General features: G+C 64.0%; 17 protein-coding genes and 2 pseudogenes. 7 read left to right on the forward strand and 12 right to left on the reverse strand.

What is annotated here, in order from left to right; translation table 11 throughout:
* Window positions 1-85 precede the first annotated feature (85 nt).
* Entirely contained in the window at window positions 86-1,030 is a 945-nt protein-coding gene (gshB, locus tag OEG82_RS03860; protein WP_267611156.1) for a glutathione synthase, read from the reverse strand.
* A 120-nt stretch (window positions 1,031-1,150) separates the two neighbouring features.
* On the reverse strand, window positions 1,151-1,771 hold the full coding sequence (locus OEG82_RS03865) for a TetR/AcrR family transcriptional regulator (protein ID WP_267611157.1): 621 nt from the start codon (window positions 1,769-1,771) through the stop codon (window positions 1,151-1,153).
* A 135-nt stretch (window positions 1,772-1,906) separates the two neighbouring features.
* Here OEG82_RS03865 and OEG82_RS03870 point away from each other — a divergent pair.
* Window positions 1,907-3,951, forward strand: a pseudogene (locus tag OEG82_RS03870) (oxidoreductase).
* A gap of 18 nt (window positions 3,952-3,969) precedes the next feature.
* Here OEG82_RS03870 and OEG82_RS03875 read toward each other — a convergent pair.
* A complete protein-coding gene (locus OEG82_RS03875) occupies window positions 3,970-4,788 on the reverse strand; it encodes a LysR family transcriptional regulator (RefSeq protein ID WP_267611158.1) in 819 nt (272 codons plus the stop codon).
* Window positions 4,789-4,936: 148 nt separating this feature from the next.
* Between OEG82_RS03875 and OEG82_RS03880 the strand changes: the two genes are divergently transcribed.
* Window positions 4,937-5,206 (forward strand): hypothetical protein, encoded by a 270-nt coding sequence (locus tag OEG82_RS03880; RefSeq protein ID WP_267611159.1) that lies wholly within the window; start codon window positions 4,937-4,939, stop codon window positions 5,204-5,206.
* Complete coding sequence (locus OEG82_RS03885) at window positions 5,206-5,493, forward strand: hypothetical protein (protein ID WP_267611160.1); 288 nt, start codon at window positions 5,206-5,208, stop codon at window positions 5,491-5,493. Before OEG82_RS03880 ends, OEG82_RS03885 begins: the two co-directional genes overlap by 1 nt.
* A gap of 62 nt (window positions 5,494-5,555) precedes the next feature.
* On the opposite strand, the gene OEG82_RS03890 is transcribed toward OEG82_RS03885, so the two are convergent.
* The 3 genes from OEG82_RS03890 to OEG82_RS03900 form a co-directional block, all read right to left on the reverse strand.
* Window positions 5,556-5,924: a YraN family protein gene (locus OEG82_RS03890; protein ID WP_267611161.1), complete on the reverse strand. Its 369-nt coding sequence runs from the start codon at window positions 5,922-5,924 to the stop codon at window positions 5,556-5,558.
* A gap of 11 nt (window positions 5,925-5,935) precedes the next feature.
* Window positions 5,936-6,895 (reverse strand): 16S rRNA (cytidine(1402)-2'-O)-methyltransferase, encoded by a 960-nt coding sequence (gene rsmI, locus OEG82_RS03895; protein ID WP_267611162.1) that lies wholly within the window; start codon window positions 6,893-6,895, stop codon window positions 5,936-5,938.
* Window positions 6,896-7,123: 228 nt separating this feature from the next.
* Entirely contained in the window at window positions 7,124-7,525 is a 402-nt protein-coding gene (locus tag OEG82_RS03900) for a hypothetical protein (RefSeq protein WP_267611163.1), read from the reverse strand.
* Window positions 7,526-7,880: 355 nt separating this feature from the next.
* On the opposite strand from OEG82_RS03900, the gene OEG82_RS03905 reads away from it, so the two are divergent.
* The gene (locus OEG82_RS03905; RefSeq protein WP_267611164.1) at window positions 7,881-9,821 is read left to right on the forward strand and encodes a putative bifunctional diguanylate cyclase/phosphodiesterase; all 1,941 of its coding nucleotides are present in this window, start codon (window positions 7,881-7,883) and stop codon (window positions 9,819-9,821) included.
* A 40-nt stretch (window positions 9,822-9,861) separates the two neighbouring features.
* Here the strand turns inward: OEG82_RS03905 and hemW are convergent, their stop codons facing one another.
* From hemW to rph, 3 genes are read right to left on the reverse strand one after another with little or no spacing between them, the layout of a single operon-like run.
* Complete coding sequence (hemW, locus tag OEG82_RS03910; protein WP_267611165.1) at window positions 9,862-11,052, reverse strand: radical SAM family heme chaperone HemW; 1,191 nt, start codon at window positions 11,050-11,052, stop codon at window positions 9,862-9,864.
* The gene (locus OEG82_RS03915) at window positions 11,049-11,702 is read right to left on the reverse strand and encodes a non-canonical purine NTP pyrophosphatase (RefSeq protein WP_267611166.1); all 654 of its coding nucleotides are present in this window, start codon (window positions 11,700-11,702) and stop codon (window positions 11,049-11,051) included. Before OEG82_RS03915 ends, hemW begins: the two co-directional genes overlap by 4 nt.
* Window positions 11,703-11,708: 6 nt before the next feature.
* Window positions 11,709-12,434 (reverse strand): ribonuclease PH, encoded by a 726-nt coding sequence (rph, locus tag OEG82_RS03920; protein ID WP_267611167.1) that lies wholly within the window; start codon window positions 12,432-12,434, stop codon window positions 11,709-11,711.
* A 188-nt stretch (window positions 12,435-12,622) separates the two neighbouring features.
* Between rph and hrcA the strand changes: the two genes are divergently transcribed.
* The 3 genes from hrcA (at window position 12,623) to OEG82_RS03935 (ending at window position 15,154) form a co-directional block, all read left to right on the forward strand.
* Window positions 12,623-13,702, forward strand: a complete 1,080-nt coding sequence (gene hrcA, locus OEG82_RS03925; protein ID WP_267614850.1) for a heat-inducible transcriptional repressor HrcA — start codon at window positions 12,623-12,625, stop codon at window positions 13,700-13,702.
* 91 nt (window positions 13,703-13,793) lie between these two features.
* Window positions 13,794-14,468, forward strand: coding sequence for a nucleotide exchange factor GrpE (gene grpE, locus OEG82_RS03930; protein WP_425497625.1), 675 nt, complete (start codon window positions 13,794-13,796; stop codon window positions 14,466-14,468).
* 50 nt (window positions 14,469-14,518) lie between these two features.
* Window positions 14,519-15,154 carry a trimeric intracellular cation channel family protein gene (locus OEG82_RS03935; RefSeq protein WP_267611168.1) on the forward strand — a complete coding sequence of 212 codons (636 nt, stop codon included), beginning with the start codon at window positions 14,519-14,521 and terminating at the stop codon, window positions 15,152-15,154.
* 21 nt (window positions 15,155-15,175) lie between these two features.
* On the opposite strand, the gene OEG82_RS03940 is transcribed toward OEG82_RS03935, so the two are convergent.
* From OEG82_RS03940 to mutS, 3 genes and pseudogenes are all read right to left on the reverse strand, one after another.
* Window positions 15,176-16,168, reverse strand: coding sequence for an adenosine kinase (locus OEG82_RS03940; protein WP_267611169.1), 993 nt, complete (start codon window positions 16,166-16,168; stop codon window positions 15,176-15,178).
* Window positions 16,169-16,209: 41 nt separating this feature from the next.
* Complete coding sequence (locus tag OEG82_RS03945; protein WP_267611170.1) at window positions 16,210-16,785, reverse strand: AAA family ATPase; 576 nt, start codon at window positions 16,783-16,785, stop codon at window positions 16,210-16,212.
* A gap of 76 nt (window positions 16,786-16,861) precedes the next feature.
* Window positions 16,862-19,611 (reverse strand): annotated as a pseudogene (mutS, locus tag OEG82_RS03950) (DNA mismatch repair protein MutS).
* Between the last annotated feature and the right edge of the window lie 63 nt (window positions 19,612-19,674).

Genomic DNA, 19,674 nt, shown 5'->3' on the forward strand with positions numbered 1-19,674 from the left:
ACCCCTTGCGTCTAAAGTCAGGGGTTCAACGCCTTTGGCCGGGCTTTGTTCAATATTTGACCAGGAGGGGCAGGGCGCAGAGCTGTCAGCGCTTGGATTCAACCGCATCCCAGAACAGCGCCGCCACATCCGGGCCGCCGAAATTCTGGATCTCGCGCAAGCCGGTGGGTGAGGTGACATTGATCTCGGTCATCAGGTCGCCGATGATGTCGATGCCGACCAAAATGAAGCCGCGCTCTTTCAAAGATGGTCCGATGCGGGCGCAGATTTCCTGCTCGCGCGGCGTCAGTTCGCTGTGTTCGGCGCGGCCGCCGGCATGCATGTTCGACCGCGCATCGCTCTCCGCCGGCACCCGGTTGATGGCGCCGACGGGCTCGCCGTCGATCAGGATGATGCGCTTGTCGCCGGCCCGCACCGAGGGCAGATATTCCTGCGCGATGAAGGGTTCGCGGTACATCTGGGCAAACATTTCCAGAAGCGAGGCAAGGTTGCGGTCGTCGGGCTTGATGTGGAACACCCCGGCGCCGCCATTGCCGTAAAGCGGCTTGAGGATCATGTCGCCGACCTCGGCGCGGAACGCGTTGATCGTCGCCGGGTCGCGGGAAATCAGCGTCTTGGGCATCAGGTCGGCAAATTCGGTGACAAAGATCTTTTCCGGCGAATTGCGCACCCAGGCCGGGTCATTGACCACCAGCGTCTTCGGGTGAACCCGCTCGAGCAGATGCGTCGAGGTGATATAGGCCATGTCGAAAGGCGGATCCTGCCTCAAGAGCACAACATCCATGTCGGCCAGATTGATCTTCTCTTGCGGCCCGAGCTCGAAATGGTCGCCCTCGACATCGCGCAGGATCATCGGCTCGGCAACCGCCTCGATCTCGCCATTGCGCATCGACAGCTGGTCCGGCGTGTAATGAAACAGCTTGTAGCCGCGGTTTTGCGCCTCCAGCGACATGGCGAAGGTGGAATCGCCGGCAATGGTGATCGAGCTCACATGGTCCATCTGGACCGCGACATTCTTGATTCCGCTCATGGGTCTGCAGTCTCCGCCAATCTGATCGTTCCACATAGGGTGTCAGTGGGGGGATTGCAACGGGGGAGGGGAGGGAATTGGAAATCGCAGGCTGTGGGCAGAGGGCCGCGCGCCGCAAAATCAGCCGATTCCGTGGCGGCGGGTGAACCTGGCGATGTCGTCGGGTTGCGGCGACACGCTGGCGAACAGCTCGACATAATGCTGCACGCGCCGGAGCCGCTCCTCCCGGTTTTCCTCCACCTGCATCGAGATATAGCCGATCTGCGTGTAGATGACGGTCATGCCGCGCACTTCCGCCTGTTCCAGGGAATAGCCAAAGCGCAAGAACATCTCCGTGACCGCCTTGATCCGCAGCCTGTCGGCGGCGTTGAGGCGTTTTTGCAGCTCCGGGTCGATGCGGGCCCAGTTGCGGATGGCCAGATCCAGTTCGGAATCAAACAGCGTCCGGTCCAGCCAGCAATCGGTCAGGTTGAACAGCGCCTCGCAGATCGTGTCCGCCTCGGCGGTGCAGCGGGCAACCAGATTGCCGGTGTTGATGTCTTCCCAGCGCTGGATCATGGCGTCGTGCAGTTCCGCGATATCCTTGAAATACCAGTAGAAGCCGGTGCGGGTCAGGTTCAGCTGCTTGGCCAGCGGCATGATCTTGACCGCATCGATGCCGCCCTGGATCAGGAGGTCATAGGCGGCATCGAGCCACAGCTCTCGGGAGCCGCGTTGGCGGGGCGATGCGGAATCTGTCATGCTGCAAACCTAGTCGACTTGACACATGTGTCAATGTTGAACGAGACTGCACTTGACACCTATGTCAATTATTTGTTCGTGCCCTCCCTGGTCGCCGGAAACCGCCTGACGCGACCCTGATTTGAAGGATAGCCGATGTCCCAGGATCCATTGCTGCAGCCCTATACACTCAAGCATCTGACATTGAAGAACCGGATCATGACCACCAGCCATGAGCCGGCCTATCCCGAGGACGGGATGCCGAAGGATCGCTACCGCGCCTATCACGAAGAGCGCGCCAGGGCCGGCGTTGCCCTGGCCATGACCGCAGGCTCGGCCGCCGTGTCCAAGGACAGCCCGCCGGTCTTCAACAATATCCTGGCCTACAAGGACGAAGTTGTGCCCTGGATCCAGAACCTGGCCGATGGCTGTCATGAACATGGCTGCGCGGTGATGATCCAGCTCACCCATCTTGGCCGGCGCACGATGTGGAACAAGGCCGACTGGCTGCCCACGGTCTCGTCCTCCAAGCATCGCGAACCCGCGCATCGCGGCTTTCCCAAGCTGATCGAGGATTGGGACATCGAGCGCATCATCACCGATTTCGCCGATGCCGCCGAGCGGATGAAGGCCGGCGGCATGGACGGCATCGAACTGCAGGTCTATGGCCATTTGCTGGACCAGTTCTGGTCGCCTCTGACCAATGATCTCGTCGGTCCCTACGGCGCCGACACGCTGGAAAACCGCATGCGGTTTCCCCTCGATGTTCTCGCTGCGGTGCGCAAGCGTGTCGGCGACGGGTTCATTGTCGGCTTCAGATACACTGCCGACGAGGCCCATAAGGGCGGCATCACCGCGGCGGATGGTCTGGAAATCTCCAGGCGGCTGGCCGCGACCGGACAGCTCGATTTCCTGAATGTCGTGCGCGGCCGTATTCACACCGACCCGGCGATGACCGACCTGATCCCGGTCCAGGGCATGGCCAACGCGCCGCATCTCGATTTTGCCGGCGAGGTCAGGAAGGCCACCGGCATGCCGACATTCCATGCGGCCAAGATTCCCGATGTCGCCACCGCGCGCCATGCCATCGCGGCGGGGCTTCTCGACATGGTCGGCATGACCCGCGCCCACATGGCCGATCCGCATATCGTCAGGAAGATCATCGAAGGCCGCGAACACGACATCCGGCCTTGCGTCGGCGCAACCTATTGCCTTGACCGCATCTACCAGGCCGGCGATGCGCTGTGCATCCACAATGCCGCCACCGGGCGCGAACTGACCATGCCGCACGAGATTCCGCCGGCCGAGGTCAAGCGCAGGGTGGTTGTCGTCGGTGCCGGACCGGGGGGCTTGAGGCGGCCCGTGTCGCGGCGGAACGCGGTCACGAGGTGATAGTCTTCGAGGCGCAACCGGATCCGGGCGGGCAGGTCCGCCTGACAGCCAGAAGTCCGCGCCGGCGCGAGATGATTTCGATCATCGACTGGCGCATGGCGCAATGCGCCGCCCGCGATGTGGTGTTTCACTTCAATACCTGGGCTGAAGCCGATGACGTCACCGCGCTCAACCCCGATGTGGTGATTGTCGCGACCGGGGGCATGCCGAACATCGAGCTCTACGAGTCCGGTCAGGAGGCCCGGCATGTGGTCACCTCATGGGACATCATCTCGGGCGATGTGAAGCCGGCCCAACATATCCTGATCTATGATGAAAGCGGCGATCATCCGGCATTGCAGGCAGCCGAAATTGCCGCGGTGGCCGGATCGAAGGTTGAGATCATGACGCCTGACCGGGTGTTTGCGCCCGAGATCATGGCGATGAACCTGGTGCCCTATATGCGCGCGCTGCAGGACAAGGACGTCACCTTCACCGTCACCCGGCGTCTGCTCGGTGTCGAGCGCGACGGCAACAAGCTGGTGGCGACCATCGGCACCGATTACAGCGATCACAGCGACAAGAAGGAATATGACCAGGTCGTGGTCAATTACGGCACCCTGCCGCTTGATGACCTCTATTTCGAGCTCAAGCCGCTGAGCTCGAATGGGGGCGCGGTGGATCATGACGCCCTGATTTCCGGTGCTCCGCAGATGGTAAAGCGCAATGAGCAGGGGGTCTTCCAGCTGTTTCGCATCGGCGACGCGGTCTCTGCGCGCAACACCCATGCGGCGATCTTCGATGCATTGCGGCTGGTGAAGGATCTGTAGACCACACCACCGTTTGCGCTAGCGCGTCTCCAGCACCCGGCACAGCCGGTCGATGGTGCGGCGGACTTCGGGCAGATGGCGGTCGTCCTGATGGCTGACGATCCAGCGGTCATGGGCAAGCTCGGGGATGGTGGCGCCGGTCTGCCGCAATGTCGGCTGGCGATCGCCGATGAAGCTCGGCAACAGAGCGATGCCCTTGCCGGCCAGCGCCAGATCGAGGCTGTTGCGTGGCGCGTTGACCTCGCAGACACCGTCATTGCCGACCATCTTGTCGAGCCAGCGCGCGGAGGGCGTCTCGGCCATCACCTTGATCCAGCGGTCGGGAGCGTCGGCCCTCGCATAGGGCGCGAATTCGACCCGCGACAGGCTGCGCCCGGCCAGGTTGGTGTCGCTCGGCCGCCGGTTGCGGATTCCGATGGCAACCTCGCGATGCGCCATGTCGAGCGTCGATTCGGCTGACACGAAACGCAGCCGGATATCGGCGGGGATGCCGGTGATCTCCTCGAGGTTTTCCAGCAGCACCAGCGTGGTCCAGGTTCCGGCGGAAATCTTCACCAGCGGCCGGCCCTGTTCTGCCGGCGGCGCCGTCAGCCGTCCGATGCGGGTTTCGATCTCGGTCAGCTCGTCGACCAGCGCCCGCGCATCGGCAGTCAGCTCATAGCCACGCTCATGCCGGACAAACAGGTCGCGCCCGATGGCGCGCTCCAGGGCCAGCATCCGCCGCCCCAGCGTCGCGGCGCTGCGTCCGGTGGTTCGTGCCGCCGGCGAGAGCCCGCCTTCGCGCGCCACGGCGAGAAACAGGCGCAGGTCGCTCCACTCGCTTTTCGTTTCATCCATGAAAAGACCTGTTCAAACTGTTTCATTTCACGCCACCCAATCAGCCACTAACCTGCCACCAGGTCAAGCCCGCCGCAGCGCCGGCGCGAGCCCACCTCCCGTTCCGGGGCGTCCGGATTGCCGCAGGCTCATCCAGCAGGAGAGAAAGATGCAGATCGAGATCCATATCAGGGGCGCGCGAGCACGGCCCGTTTCCCATGTGAGGTCAACCCGGGCGCTGCGCGAGGAGGATGAATTCATGGAACTGCACGGCGGCACGGGCAGCAGGCTGATCTATCTTGCCGTCGAGGGGGTGGCCTGGTGTGCCGGCGCGCCGCTGCGCGCGGCAAAATGGCTGCTGAGACGCCGCGCTATGGACCGGACGACAGCAAAGGCACCGGACATCCATCCGCCGCGCCGCCCCGCGCACATGGCGTGATGAACGGGATTTGCGGCGGGATGCAGATGCTCGGGCTTGCCCGCCATGCCCGCCAATCCTATGGTCGCACGATGAAGCTGTTTCTCTCCATCATCGCGGCGATCTGCTTTGCCGGACCGGTTGCCGGCTGGGCCTATATCGTGGCGCTGGCAAGCAGCCACAATCTCGGCTCACCCAATCGCGGGGTCGGCCTGGCCGATTACTGGGACGGGGAGTTCCTGATGCTTGCGGCCGTGCCCTGGCTCATCAGCGCCATTTGCCTTTTCCTGGCGTTGAGACCGCAGTGATGCCGGGCTAGACAGTCTTTCCACGGCCATCCCGGCACCAGCCATGCTGACGCTGGATGACCCTAGAAGGCATCTTCGAGATGCACCGGCCAGCGCCACGGGCTGACGATGATGATGTCGTGCCGCCAGGACAGTTTCGCCGAGTCCGGCTGGCGGCTGACGAACAGCTCCGCTGCCGCCGCAATCCGCCTTTGCGCCGGATAGCTCACCGCATCCACCCCCGAAGCCAGATCCTTGCGCGCCTTGACCTCGACAAAGGCAATCAGATCGCCCTTGCGCGCCACCAGGTCGATCTCGCCCACCGGGGTGCGGTAACGCAGGCCCAGGATCCGGTAACCCTTGAGCATCAGCGCGAAAGCTGCGACCCATTCGGCGCGGCGGCCCTTGCGCTCGGAACGGCGCCGGCTGTCGAGTCTGTCCTGCGAAGGCACGCCGTGTCCTTTCACTCAGTGTTTGCGCGAGCCGGATCCTTCATGTTTAGAAGCCGCTGATACAGGTCCTTGCGGGGAAATCCCGTGATCCGGGCGGCCTCGGTCGCAGCTTTGCCTGCGGGCAGATCCGCTGCCAGCCGGACCAGCAGCGCATCCACATCATCCTCGCTCGGCAGCGGCGTCGAGCCGGGGCCGATCACCAGCACGATCTCGCCGCGCACCGCCTCGTCCTCATACTGCGCGGCCAGCGCGCCCAGCGTGCCGCGCCGCACTTCCTCATAGGTCTTGGTCAGCTCGCGGCATACCGCGGCCGGACGGTCGGCGCCAAGCACATCGGCAGCCGATTTCAGGCACGCGGCCAGCCGGTTCGGGCTTTCGAAAAACATCAATGTCGCTTCGGTGGTGGCAAAGCCCGCCAGCCGGTCGCGCCGCGCCTTGTCCTTGGACGGCAGGAAGCCGGCGAACAGGAATGCGTCGCTGGGCAGGCCCGAGGCCACCAGCGCCGCCATCGGCGCCGATGCGCCCGGGATCGGGATCACCGGTACGCCGGTCTCGATCGCGGTCTGCGAGATCCGGTAGCCGGGGTCGGAGATCAGCGGCGTGCCGGCGTCAGAAATCAGCGCCACGCTCTTGCCGGCTTCCAGCGCCTCCATCAGCTTCGGCCCGACGCGTTCGGCATTGTGTTCATGATAGGCATAGGGCCGGGTGGCGATGCCGTAGCGGTTGAGCAGCACCCGGCTGACCCGGGTGTCCTCGCAGGCAATGATATCGGCGCCGGCAAGGGTTTCCAGTCCGCGCAGGCTCATGTCGCCCAGATTGCCGATCGGGGTGGAGACCAGATAGAGCCCCGGCGTCACCGGCCGCGCCTCGATGTCATGGCTGCCGACGCGAAAAGTCCGCGCTACCTGCCCGGCGGCGGCTGCGTCCTGGCTCTGGGTCTCGGTTGAAGCTTTTGAGGTCTTGCGCGTCATTTTCGCTCCGCTGCGGTCCCGGGTTGGGGCGTCTCGACGTGCCACCCGATGGCACACACTGTGTTTAGGCAGAAAATCGCCCTTTGGCCACAACAGCATTGGCTGCCGGCAGCGGCATTTCGGATTTGGCCGACGCGGGAACCAGTATCCGGCGCTGATCCCTCAGCAACGAAAAAGGGCGGCGGCCTGCTGGCCACCACCTTGTCGACCTATGCTTGAACCGAAGGTTCAGCGGGCGATGCCGACGAACCTGACATCCATCTTGCCGCTATAGGCATTCATCGTGGCCTGGAAGATACCGTGGCCCTTCATTGCGCGGTAGCCATAGGAGGTGCCCTGGCAATCCGTGGCCTTGACCGATCTGTAGCCATTGGCGCGCAGTGTCTGCTTGCCCGTATTGCAGGATTGCTTGGCGCGGTTGACCTTGACCACCTCGTTGCGGCGCTGGCTGCGGTGATCGCGGACCTCAACCTTGGTCCGGTGGTCGCGGGTCTCCGGGCCGCGGTGATCGCGCTCGACGACCTTGCTGCGATGGTCGCGCTGGCTGCCGGATGCGGCCTCGGCAGTGCTGGCAAAGCCGGAAGCCAGAATGCTGACGGCGGCGGCGACGATAAGTGCTTTGTTCAACATGGTCGTTTTCCTTGGGTTGGTCGGGGTCTGTCGTTGTTCGATGACCCACCCTAGGCAATGGCTGTGCAACCCGGTCTGAACGTCCCGTTCATGCAGGGTTCACCCCGCGCGGGGCCTGCCGCAGTTGAGGTCCAGGCGCCGATTGCAGGTTAGCGCTCGCAACGCCCCTTACTAGAATTTGTCGTGCGCGCCGCATGATGCTTTGACCGCGCAAGTGCTTTTGCACAGCGCCGCCATCTGTCGGCCAGGTTGCATGCACGATGCATACACCGGAACAGTAATTTAACACTCGCTTTGTACAATCCCGCAAGAACGCGTAGGATTCCCGGATCAACCAAGGCGGCGGCTGCTCAAAGTGCTGAAAACAATCTTTGCCCGCATAGCGCGTTTCATGTCCGTCTCGGCCGGAAATGATGACCTGCACAAGGCCCAGTTTGAGGTTTTCTCAAGCCAGGTTCCGTTGATGTATTGCATCGTGCTGATGAATTCATGGGTGCTGGCAATCACCTTCTACGACTCGGCGCCACTATGGCTCTCGGTCCATGTGCCACTGGGTTTTTCAGCCATCTGCTGTCTGCGCCTTTTCGGCTGGTGGCGTTCGAGACAGGTGGTGCCCACGGCCACATCCGCCCGCAGGGCGCTGATGATGACCAATGCCTTCGCGCTGGTACTGTGTCTGGTCCTGACATTCTGGGCGACGGCGCTCTACCCCTATGGCGATCCCTACATGCAGGGCAACATCGCCTTCTTCATCGCCATCACCGGGATCGGCGTCATTGTCTGCCTGCAGCAGATGCCGTCGGCGGCATTCATCGCGGCCTTTGTCATCAATGTCGCATTCATCATGTGTTTCTGCCTCTCCGGCATCACCTCCTTCATCGGCATGGGCGTCAATGCCGTGCTGGTGTCCGCTGCCATGCTGATGGTGGTGCGGGTGCAGTTCCGCTATTTCTCCGGCGCTGTCGCCGCGCGCACCAAGCTGGAAGCGGTCAACACGGAAAATGCCCGGCTGGCCAATCTCGACAGCCTGACCGGGCTTGCCAATCGCCGCCAGTTTTTCGCCCATCTTGCCGAGCAATTCGAGAAGGACGAGAGCCCGCGGCTCGCCGTCGGTGTCATCGACCTCGACGGCTTCAAGCCGATCAATGATCTCTACGGCCATATGGTCGGCGACCAGTTGCTGGTCGAGGTCGGGCTCCGGCTTGCCGCCCTTGCCGACGAGACCACCCATATTTCCCGGCTTGGCGGTGACGAATTTGCGCTCACGGTGATCGATTGCCCCGACGATGCCGAGTTGCTCGAGCTGGGCGAAAGGGTCTGCGCGGCGCTGCGTATTCCCTTCTATCTTGCCGATGCGACGGTGCAGCTCTCCGGATCGATCGGTTTTGCGGTCTATCCGGAACTGGCAGCCAATGCGGAAGAGCTCTACGGACGCGCCGACTATGCCCTGTATCAGAGCAAGCGCTCCACCCGCGGTCATGCCTTGCTGTTCTCCGACAGTCATATTGTCGAAATCGAGAAGAACAACGAGATCGAGCAGGCGCTGAGCTATGCCGATCTCGAATCCGAGATGGATGTGTTCTTCCAGCCGATCATCGACATTCACACCCGGCAGACCCGCACCTTCGAGGCCCTGGCTCGCTGGTCCAGCCCGGTGATGGGCAATGTGTCGCCGGGCCTGTTCATTCCCGTTGCCGAGCGCATCGGCGTGGTCAATGCGCTGACTTGCGTGCTGTTCCGCAAAGCGCTTGCGGCCGCCATGGACTGGCCCGAAGAGGTCGGCCTGTCGTTCAACCTGTCGACCCATGACATCAGCTCATCCGACAGCGTCGCCTCGATTGTCGGCATCATCCTGTCGAGCGGAATTGACCCCAGAAGGGTCGATCTCGAAATCACCGAAACCGCGATGATGTATGATTTCAGCCAGGCCAAGGCCGCGATCGAGGTCTTCAAGCGGCTCGGCTGCGGCATTGCGCTCGATGACTTCGGAACCGGGTTTTCCAGCCTCAGCCAGCTTCACGCGCTGCCCCTGACCAAGATCAAGATCGACCGCAGCTTCGTCTCCGACCTCGACAAGATCCCGGCCAGCTACAAGATTGTCAAATCCCTGCTGGCGCTGAGTTCCGACATGGGGCTGGGCTGCGTCATTGAAGGGGTGGAAACCGAGGCGGAGCTGGCTGCGGTGAAAAAGCTCGGCGGACATCTGGTCCAGGGCTATTACTTCTCCCGCCCGGTGTCGCAGACCGAGGCGGTGAACTTTCTTCCCGAATCGGTCTGGGCGCAGCAAACCGCATAGAAGTGCGGGGCGTTACAGCCTCTGTGCGCGTCCTTGCGGCTCAGAACGCCAGATCGGCCACCACTGCATCGAGCACCAGCATGCCCTGAGGCGTGCAGCGGATCCGCTCCGCTGTCATCTCCTCGATCATGCCGTGATGGATCAGGAATGCGGTGCGGTCGGGATCAAGCGAGCGGCCCGACAGCGCCTGCCAGCGCTTGAGGTCGATGCCTTCGCGCAGCCTCAGTCCCATCAGCAGCAGTTCATCGGCCTGTTCGGCCAGGCTGAGTTCGCTGGTCTCGACCATGCCGTGACCGTTTTGCGCCACCAGTTCAAGCCATTTTTCCGGCATGCGTTCGGTCGCCGTGGCAATCTTGCCGGCGGCTGTGGACAGCCGGCCATGGGCCCCGGGGCCGATCCCGACATAATCGCCATAGCGCCAATAGGTCAGATTATGTCGGCTCTCCGCACCGGGCCGGGCATGGTTGGACACCTCATAGGCCGGCATGCCGTGGTCTTCGCAGACGCTGCGGGTCAGCTCGTAGAGCTCCGCCGACAATTCGCCATCGGGCACGATCAGCTTGCCGGCCTTGTGCAGCCCGTAAAACGGCGTGCCTTCCTCGATCGTCAGCTGATACAGCGACAGATGATCGGCGGCCAGTCCGATCGCCTCCTTGAGCTCCAGCGCCCAGGCCTCCGCCGTCTGGTCGGGCCGGGCATAGATCAGGTCAAAGGACATGCGCGGAAAGATGTCGCGCGCCAGGCCGATCGCCTTCAGCGCGTCGGCGCGGTCATGCAGCCGGCCCAGCCTTTTGAGATCGGGATCATTGAGCGCCTGCACGCCCATCGACACCCGGTTGACGCCGGCATCGCGATAGCCGCGGAAGCGGTCGGCCTCGACGCTTGATGGATTGGCTTCGAGCGTGATCTCGATTCCTTCCGGAACCACCCAGGCCGCGCGCACGGTGTCCAGGATCGCTGCCACCGTGTCGGGCGCCATCAGCGATGGCGTGCCGCCGCCGAAGAACATGCTGGTGACCACCCGCGGACCGGATATCTCCCGCATAGCGGCGATCTCCCGGCTGAAGGCCTCGATATAGGCCTTCTGGTCAACGCCGGCATGGCGGACATGGGAGTTGAAATCGCAATAGGGGCATTTTGCGGCACAGAACGGCCAATGCAGATAGATCCCGAAGCCGGGCTTGCCGGTATCGGGCGCTATGGCGTCGGTCAATTGCGAAGAAGCGTTCACGTGGCCGGCACGCCGAGGCACTGTTCGGCAAACAGCTTGAACGCCTTTGCGCGGTGCGAAAGCGCTGTCGCCTGGCCGGGCTTCCAGCCGTGCTTTTCCTCAGCCGGCATTTCGCCGAATGTCCTCGTATGGCCATCAGGACGGAACACCGGATCATAGCCGAAACCGAGACTGCCGCGCGGCGGCCAGACCAGAACGCCCGGCGCTTCGCCGCGATAGAAGCTGACCTCGCCCTCGGGCGTGGCCAGGCACAGCACGCTGACAAACCGACCGGTGCGTTTGGCATCGGTGTCGGCGCCGCGGGCTCTGAGCGCATCCTCGACCTTGCCCATGGCCACCGCGAAATCCCGGCTGCCGTCTTCCAGCGTCGCCCAGTCAGCGGTGTAGACCCCGGGCGCGCCGTCGAGCGCATCGACCACCAGGCCGGAATCGTCCGACAGCGCGATCAGGCCGGAGGCCCGTGCCGAGGCCAGCGCCTTGGTTGCCGCATTGGCCTCGAAGGTGTCGCCGGTTTCCTCGGGCTCGGGCAGTCCCAGCTCGGCCGCCGAGGTGACCTCGATGCCGAGCGGGCCGCACAGGTCGCGGATTTCGGAGATCTTGCCGGCATTGTGGCTGGCGACCAGGATCTTGCTGAGCTTCGGGTTCGACATCGTGCGTTACAGCGGTCCGGAGACCGTCACCTTCTGCAGGGCCACCAGATCGGCAATGCCGTTCTTGGCCAGTTCCATCAGTTCCAGAAGCTGCGCCTGCGAGAACGGCACGCCTTCCGCAGTGCCCTGGATTTCGACGATGCCGCCGGTGCCGGTCATGACGAAATTGGCATCCGTTTCGGCGGCCGAATCCTCGAGATAGTCGAGATCGATCACGGGCTGCGCGGCAAAGATGCCGCAGGACACGGCCGCGACATTGTCCTTGAGCACCCGCTCAACCTTGACCATCGAACGCTCTTCCATCCATTTCAGGCAATCATGCAGGGCGATCCAGGCGCCGGTGATCGCTGCCGTCCGGGTGCCGCCATCGGCCTGGATGACATCGCAATCGACCGTGATCTGGCGTTCGCCGAGTGCTTCGAGATCGACCACGGCGCGCAGCGACCGGCCGATCAGACGCTGGATTTCCAGTGTCCGTCCGCCCTGCTTGCCCGATGTGGCCTCGCGGCGCATGCGGCCGCCGGTCGACCGCGGCAGCATGCCGTATTCCGCCGTGACCCAGCCCTTGCCGCCATTGCGCAACCATGGCGGAACCCGCTCTTCAAGGCTCGCCGTGCACAGCACATGGGTGTCGCCGAACTTGACCAGGCAGGAACCCTCGGCATGTTTGGATACGTTGCGGTCGAGGCTGACTGCCCGCATCACATTTGTCTTCCGGCCCGATGGACGCATCGTCTTTCTCCTGATTCCAGTGTTGCCGCCTTCTATCGGCGCGCGTCCCATCATGCAAAGAAAAACCGCCCGCGGGATCCGCCGCGGCCGGACATGGCTGTGCTTTGCCCCTTCCGTGCCGGTGCGCAAGCCCCTATATTCCTCCTAAAGGCAACGCCAGAGGCGGCCTCGAGGATACGGTCATGACCATGAATACGCCATCCATCCCGACGGATCTTTCCGGTGCGCTTGATGAACGCTCGCGGGAGATTTTTCGCGCGCTCGTGGAAAGCTATATGGAATCGGGTGACCCGCTCGGCTCGCGCAGCCTGTCGCGGATGCTGCCGATGTCGCTGTCACCGGCCTCGATCCGCAATGTGATGAGCGATCTGGAGGAGCTTGGCCTGATCTATGCGCCGCATGTCAGCGCCGGACGCCTGCCGACGCAGAAGGGGCTGCGGTTTTTTGTCGATGCCTTCATGCAGGTCGGCGACCTGCAGCCGGACATGCGCGAGACCATCGAGCGCCAGGTGCGCTCGGAGGATGCCAGCCGTCCGGTGGAGAACCTGCTGACCGAAGCCAGCCAGATGCTGTCGGGCATGACCCGCGGCGCCGGCTTGGTGATTGCCGCAAAGCAGGACGCCACCATCCGCCACATCGAGTTCATCAGGCTTGATCCGAAACGGGCGCTGGTTGTGCTGGTCGGCGGCAATGACCAGGTGGAAAACCGGGTGATGGAGCTGCCCGACGGGGTCACCGCCGGGCAATTGACCGAAGCTGCCAATTTCCTCAACGCCCATCTTGTCGGCCGCACCATCGGCGAGGTGCGCAGCGAGCTGGAGCGGATCACCGACGAGGTGCGCTCCGAACTCGATGTGCTGTCGCGCGATCTGGTCGAACGCGGTCTCGCCGTATGGGCCGGAAGCCGCGAAGGCGCCGGCGCAGCCCGGCTGATCGTGCGCGGCCGCGGCAATCTGCTCGAGGGGCTTTCCGCCGGCGAGGAGCTCGACCGGCTCCGGCTGCTGTTTGACGAGCTCGAACGCAAGGAGAGCCTGATCGAGCTGATGACGCTCGCCGAGGAAGGCTCCGGCGTCCGCATCTTCATCGGCTCGGAGAACAAGCTGTTCTCGCTGTCGGGATCGTCGCTGATCGTTGCGCCCTGGCGCGATGGCGACGACAAGGTCGTCGGCGCGGTCGGCATCATCGGACCGACCCGGCTCAACTATGCCCGGATCGTCCCGATGGTCGACTACACCGCGCAACTGGTGTCACGGCTCACCCGCAAATAGCACCGGCAAAATGCGCCGAAATTACCGCGCCATTGTGGGTTTGATCGCCTGTGCGGCGGCGCAGGCCTTGATTTTTGCCGCCCGAACGTCGATATGCGGTGCAACTTCTCAATGGATAAAGAACAGTCAGGACACGCACACCATGAGCGATGAAAGCCAGGGCCACGAATACAACAAGCCACAGGCAGACGCCGCCCCCAAGGCCGAAGAGGCCGTCGATACGGCGCAGCCACAGGAGCCTGATCCGGTCGAGGTGCTCAAGGCCGAAATCCTGGAACTCCGGGACCAGCGGCTGCGCATGGCCGCCGAGATGGAAAACCTTCGCCGCCGCACCGCCCGTGACGTCAGGGATGCCAAGAGCTATGCCATTTCCGGGTTTGCCCGCGACATGCTGCAGGTTTCCGACAATCTTCAGCGCGCGCTGGAAGCCGTGCCCGAGCAGGCCGAAGGCGCTGCCGACAATGGCCTCAAGACCCTGGTCGAGGGTGTCGAGCTGACCGAGCGCGCCATGCTGGCAGCGCTTGAGCGCCACGGCGTCAGCAAGCTTGAGCCGAAGGGCCAGAAGTTCGATCCGAACTATCATCAGGCGATGTACGAGGTTCCTGATCCCAATGTGGCCAACAACACGGTCGTTGAAGTGGTGCAGCCGGGCTATGTGATCGGCGAGCGCATGCTGCGTCCGGCCATGGTCGGTGTCGCCAAGGGCGGCCCGAAAGAGCTTGCACCCGAGCCGGGCGCCCCCGCCCAGGCTGAAAAGGACGCCTGAGATCAATCCTGCCGGGCTGTTGGGCTCTGTGGCGGACCGGAGAAACGCCGATGACCCCGCTTGAAGGTCTTGATTATGCCGGTGTCGCGGTCTTCGCCGCCACCGGCGCGCTGGCCGCCTCGCGCAAGCAGCTCGACATGATCGGCTTTGTCTTTCTGGCGGCGGTGACCGGCATCGGCGGCGGCACCTTCCGCGACCTGGTGCTGGGCGCAACCCCGGTGTTCTGGGTGGATAAACCTGCCTATCTGCTGGTCTGCGCCGGGGTGGCGGTGATTGTCTATTTCACAGCCCATCTGGTCGAGTCACGCTACCGGCTGTTGCTGTGGTTCGATGCCGTCGGCATGTCGGCCTATTCGGTGATGGGTGCTGCCAAGGGGCTGGCTGTGTCCGGCTCGCCGGTGGTGGCACTTGTCACCGGCATGATGACCGCCACCATGGGCGGCATCCTGCGCGATCTGCTGGCCGGTGAACCCTCAGTGCTGATGCGTCCGGAAATCTATGTCTCGGCCGCCCTTGTCGGCGCCGGCGGCTTTGTTGTTGCCAGCCTGCTCGGCGCGCCGCTGGTTGCAGCCTCCGCGGCTGGCGTCATCATGGCCTTTGCCGTGCGTGGCGGCGCGATTCGCTACAACTGGGCATTCTCGCCCTACCGCTCGCGTGCCGGCCGTCCGCCCGAAGACGTGATGTAGCACCGGTTCCAGTGGCCGCGTTCAGATGAGCCCGGCCTTGCGTCCTGCCTCAGCCAGCGACAATTGCAGTCTCGGGCCGATCTGCTGGATCACCAGGCCTGCGGCGAGACTGCCGAGCTTGCCGCATGTTTCCAGCGGTTTGCCATTGGCATAGCCATGCAGGAAGCCTGCGGCATAGAGATCGCCGGCACCGGTGGTGTCGACCACCTCGTCAATATCAATTGCATCGATGTCCACGCGCTCGTCGCCCCGCACGATCACCGAGCCGTGCTCGGAACGGGTGATGGCCGCAAGCTTGCAATCCTTGCGCAGCTGCGAGACGGCATGCTCGAAATTGTCGGTCTCGTAGAGCGATTTGGCCTCATCGGAATTGGCAAACACGATGTCGATGGTGCCCGAGCGCATCAGCTCGAGAAACTCTTCGCGGTAGCGCCCGACGCAAAACGGATCCGACAGCGTCATCGACATTTCGCGGCCGTGCTTGTGGCCGATGTCGGCGCAGAGCCGGATGGCGTCCTTGGCGCGGGGCGGGTCCCACAGATAGCCCTCGAAATAGGTCACCTTCGCCCCGGCCACCACATCGGCTTCGATATCGTCGGGGCCAAGCTCGACGCAGGCACCGAGATAGGTGTTCATCGAGCGCTCGCCATCGGGGGTCACGAAGATCATCGAGCGTGCGGTCGGCGGGGTGCTTTCCAGCGGCCGGGTGGCGAAATGAACGCCCTGGGCGCGAATGTCATGGCTGAAGATCTTGCCGAGCTGGTCTTCGGCGACCTTGCCGAAATAGGCCGAGCGGCTGCCGAAACCGGCAATGCCCGCAGCCGTGTTGCCGGCGCTGCCGCCCGAGCTCTCGATCGCCGGACCCATCCGCGAATACAGCAGTTCGGCGCGTTCGGCGTCGATCAGGTTCATCGCGCCCTTGATGATCTCGTTGTCGGCGAGAAACGCCTCGTCGCAGCGGGCGATGATGTCGACAATGGCATTGCCGATGCAAAGAACGTCAAACTGGCTCATGAGGACTCTTGTCGGTTGGCGCTGAAAGGTTCTGGCCTTTCTTAACGTTTTTCCGACGGATTGGAAGGCTGCGGGCCGGACAAATCGCAAAGCCGCTCAGCGATGAGGCCCACCCTTTCGGCCACCGGAACGCGGGGAAGCTCGACCAGCGTGTAGCCGGCCGCCTGGTAGATCGCCACATTGGCCGCATGGTCGCGCAGCGCGAAGTCGAACCCGTGCCGTCTTTCGTCATCGGTTGTGAAGATGTCCTGCCATGGCGGGCAGACGAAGACCGGCGTGTCAAATCTCCGCGCGGCCGCAGCCGCAGCCATCGTCTGTGGCACCGGGCGCCCGATCACCGCGCCATAGGCCAGCGCTTCGTAAAAGCTGCGGTCAAAGAACACGATCTCGCCGGCAGCATCGCCGGCCTCGTCGAAGGCCTCAATCGACCGCGCAAACAGCAGATCCATGAAGGCCGCCTGGTCCAGCCAGGGCAGCGCCGTGCCGTGTGTCGCCACCTGCTCGGCAACGATCCGGCGTCCGACCTCGGGCACGGTGGCGTAGCCTTTGGCGGCAAGGGCCGAGATCAGCGTCGACTTGCCGCCGCCGGACGCGCCGGTGATGACGAATTTCGGCATCCGAATTCCCCGGTTTGAAAAGCATGCGCAATTGCCGGACCGGCTCGCAGCGTCGGGTCGCGCCCGCGCCGGTCGCTCAGCTCCGGCCGGTTTCCGACACCCGCCGCTTCAGTTCGTACAGCGCTTCCAGCGCGTCGCGCGGGGTCATCTCGTCGGGATTGAGGCCGCTCAGGAAAGCATCCGATTCCGAGGGGCCCCGGGCCGGTTTGGCGGGCTCCCGGTGCACCGGCACCGCAAACAACGGCAGGTCATCGACCAGACGCGCCGCCGGGTTTTCCCGCTCGCTGGTCTCCAGCAGCTGCAGCACCTCGCGGGCGCGCGCCACCACCGCGTCGGGCAAGCCGGCAAGCCGCGCCACCTGGATGCCGTAGGAGCGGTCGGCCGCACCCGGTCCGACCTCGTGCAGGAACACCACTTCGCCCTGCCATTCCTTGACCTTCATGGTGGCATTGGACAGCCGCGGCAGTTTCTCCGACAGCGCGGTGAGTTCGTGAAAATGGGTGGCGAACAGGCCGCGGCTGCGGTTTTCGGCATGCAGATGCTCGACCGCCGCCCAGGCGATCGACAAGCCGTCGAAGGTCGCCGTGCCGCGGCCGATCTCGTCAAGGATCACCAGCGAGCGTGGGCTGGCCTGATTGAGAATCGCCGCCGTCTCCACCATCTCGACCATGAAGGTCGAGCGGCCGCGGGCCAGGTCGTCCGAGGCGCCGACGCGGGAGAACAGCCGGTCGACAGCACCGATATGGGCGCTGCCTGCCGGCACGAAGGAGCCCATCTGCGCAAGAATCGCAATCAGCGCATTCTGCCGCAGGAATGTTGATTTACCGCCCATATTGGGGCCGGTGAGCAGCCAGATCGAGCCGCCCTCGTCGCTGTCTCCGGGGGCGAGAGGTCGCAATCATTGGCGACAAAGGGTTGCGCTGCCTGGCGCCGCAAGGCCTGCTCGACCACCGGATGCCGCCCGGCGACGATCTCGAAGGCGAGGCTGTCATCGACCCCGGGCCTTGCATAGCCCTGCTCGCTGGCAAGCTCGGCCAGCGCGGCCGCCACATCGATCACCGCCAACGCGTCGGCGGCCGCCTTGATCGCATCGGCATGGGTGACGACCAGAGCCACCAGCTCCTCGAAGGCTGCCAGCTCTATGCTCAGCGCTTCGCCCGCCGCATTGGCGATCCGGGTTTCCAGATCAGCCAGTTCCGTGGTGGTGAACCGCATCGCATTGGCCATGGTCTGGCGATGGATGAACCGCGACTTGGCTTCGGCGCTGTCGGTCAGCGGCCCGGCATTGAGCGCGGTGACCTCGATGAAATAGCCGAGCATGTTGTTGTGCTTGATCTTCAGTGAGCGCACGCCGGTGTCTTCGGCATAGGACAGTTGCAGGCCGGCAATCACCCGTCGCGACTGGTCGCGCAAGGCTCTGAGCTCATCGAGCTCCTGCGAGAACCCGGCCCGGACAAAGCCGCCATCGCGCTTGAGCAGCGGCAATTCGTCATGCAGCGTCTGCGACAGCCGCTCGCCGACCTCGCCGGGAAGCGCGCGCAGCGTGTCGAGCGCCCGGCCAAGCAGCTCCGGCGCCTCCTCGGTGGCAAACAGCGTTGCAATATCCCCTGCGGCGCGCACGCCGGTCAGGATCGCGCCGAGATCCCGCGGGCCGCCCCGGTTGAGCGCCAGCCGCGACAATGCGCGCGGCATGTCTGACACACCCTTGAGCGCGCGGCGCAGCGTGTCTGTCAGCGACTGGTTGGCAATCAGGTGGGAGACCCCGTCGAGCCGGGTGTTGATCGCGCCGGGATCGGTCAGTGGCGCCATCAGCCATTCGCCAAGCTTGCGCCCGCCGCCGCCGGTGACGGTCCGGTCTATGGATTTGATCAGGCTGCCCTGCCGGTCGCCCGACAGGGTCCGCACCAGTTCGAGATTGGCCCGCGTCGCCGGGTCGATGAACATCCGCGCGCCGTCGCGCTCGCGCTCGGGACGGCCCAGTGGCGGCCGCTCGGAAATCTGGGTCTTTTCGACATAGGCGATGACGGCGGCGGCGGCAGCAAGTTCGGAACGGCTGTAGCTGCCAAAACCGTCAAGCGAACCGACCTCGAAAAACCGGCAGATCCGGCCTTCCGCCGTGGCGCTGTCAAACAGCACTGCCGGTTGCGGCACGGCCACCCGGCCGATCTGGTCAATCAGCGGCCGGATTTCCGGATCGTGAAACACGTTTTCCGCCAGGATCAGCTCGCTGGGCTCGACCCGGGCGATATCGGCCAGAAGCCGCGCCGCCCGGCTTTCGCCGACATGGAACGCGCCGGTGGAGATGTCGATCCAGGCCAGTCCATATTGCGCCTCGGCCGATCCCTTGACCCGCGCCAGCGCCATTAAAAAATTCGATTGCGACGGATCGAGCAACCGGTCCTCGGTCAGTGTGCCGGGCGTCACCAGCCGGGTGACGTCGCGCCGGACCACCGATTTGGCGCCGCGTTTCTTGGCCTCCGCCGGGTCCTCGGTCTGCTCGCAGACAGCCACCCGGAAGCCGAGCGAAATCAGCTTCTGCAGATAGTCGTCGGCTGCATGCACCGGCACGCCGCACATCGGAATTTCCTGGCCCAGATGCTGGCCGCGCTTGGTCAGCGTGATGCCCAGCGCGCGCGAGGCATCCACCGCGTCCTCGAAAAACAGCTCGTAGAAATCGCCCATCCGGTAAAACAGCAGCGAATCCGGATTGTTCGCCTTGATCTCGATGAACTGCTCCATCATCGGCGTCGCCGTGGCGCGGCTTTCGGCGGTGGCAAGCTGGGCTGTCGTCAGCGTGGCGGGGTGGAGAGGGGTTTCGGCGTTCAAGAGGAGATGCCTGTCTTGGTTTTTCAATCGTCTGCGATGTAAGCTTGACCGGGTGCTCGGCTT

Source organism: Hoeflea ulvae (genome assembly GCF_026619435.1).
GTDB lineage: Bacteria > Pseudomonadota > Alphaproteobacteria > Rhizobiales > Rhizobiaceae > Hoeflea > Hoeflea ulvae.

Bases quoted from the DNA above. Each gene is read 5' to 3' on its own strand.
- OEG82_RS03935 (WP_267611168.1), top strand. From the start codon at position 14,519: ATGACCCCGCTTGAAGGTCTTGATTATGCCGGTGTCGCGGTCTTCGCC.
- OEG82_RS03900 (WP_267611163.1), bottom strand. From the start codon at position 7,525: ATGTTGAACAAAGCACTTATCGTCGCCGCCGCCGTCAGCATTCTGGCT.
- gshB (WP_267611156.1), bottom strand. From the start codon at position 1,030: ATGAGCGGAATCAAGAATGTCGCGGTCCAGATGGACCATGTGAGCTCG.
- hrcA (WP_267614850.1), top strand. From the start codon at position 12,623: ATGAATACGCCATCCATCCCGACGGATCTTTCCGGTGCGCTTGATGAA.
- OEG82_RS03875 (WP_267611158.1), bottom strand. From the start codon at position 4,788: ATGGATGAAACGAAAAGCGAGTGGAGCGACCTGCGCCTGTTTCTCGCC.
- rph (WP_267611167.1), bottom strand. From the start codon at position 12,434: ATGCGTCCATCGGGCCGGAAGACAAATGTGATGCGGGCAGTCAGCCTC.
- OEG82_RS03940 (WP_267611169.1), bottom strand. From the start codon at position 16,168: ATGAGCCAGTTTGACGTTCTTTGCATCGGCAATGCCATTGTCGACATC.
- OEG82_RS03865 (WP_267611157.1), bottom strand. From the start codon at position 1,771: ATGACAGATTCCGCATCGCCCCGCCAACGCGGCTCCCGAGAGCTGTGG.
- OEG82_RS03915 (WP_267611166.1), bottom strand. From the start codon at position 11,702: ATGTCGAACCCGAAGCTCAGCAAGATCCTGGTCGCCAGCCACAATGCC.
- OEG82_RS03880 (WP_267611159.1), top strand. From the start codon at position 4,937: ATGCAGATCGAGATCCATATCAGGGGCGCGCGAGCACGGCCCGTTTCC.
- OEG82_RS03885 (WP_267611160.1), top strand. From the start codon at position 5,206: ATGAACGGGATTTGCGGCGGGATGCAGATGCTCGGGCTTGCCCGCCAT.
- OEG82_RS03945 (WP_267611170.1), bottom strand. From the start codon at position 16,785: ATGCCGAAATTCGTCATCACCGGCGCGTCCGGCGGCGGCAAGTCGACG.
- rsmI (WP_267611162.1), bottom strand. From the start codon at position 6,895: ATGACGCGCAAGACCTCAAAAGCTTCAACCGAGACCCAGAGCCAGGAC.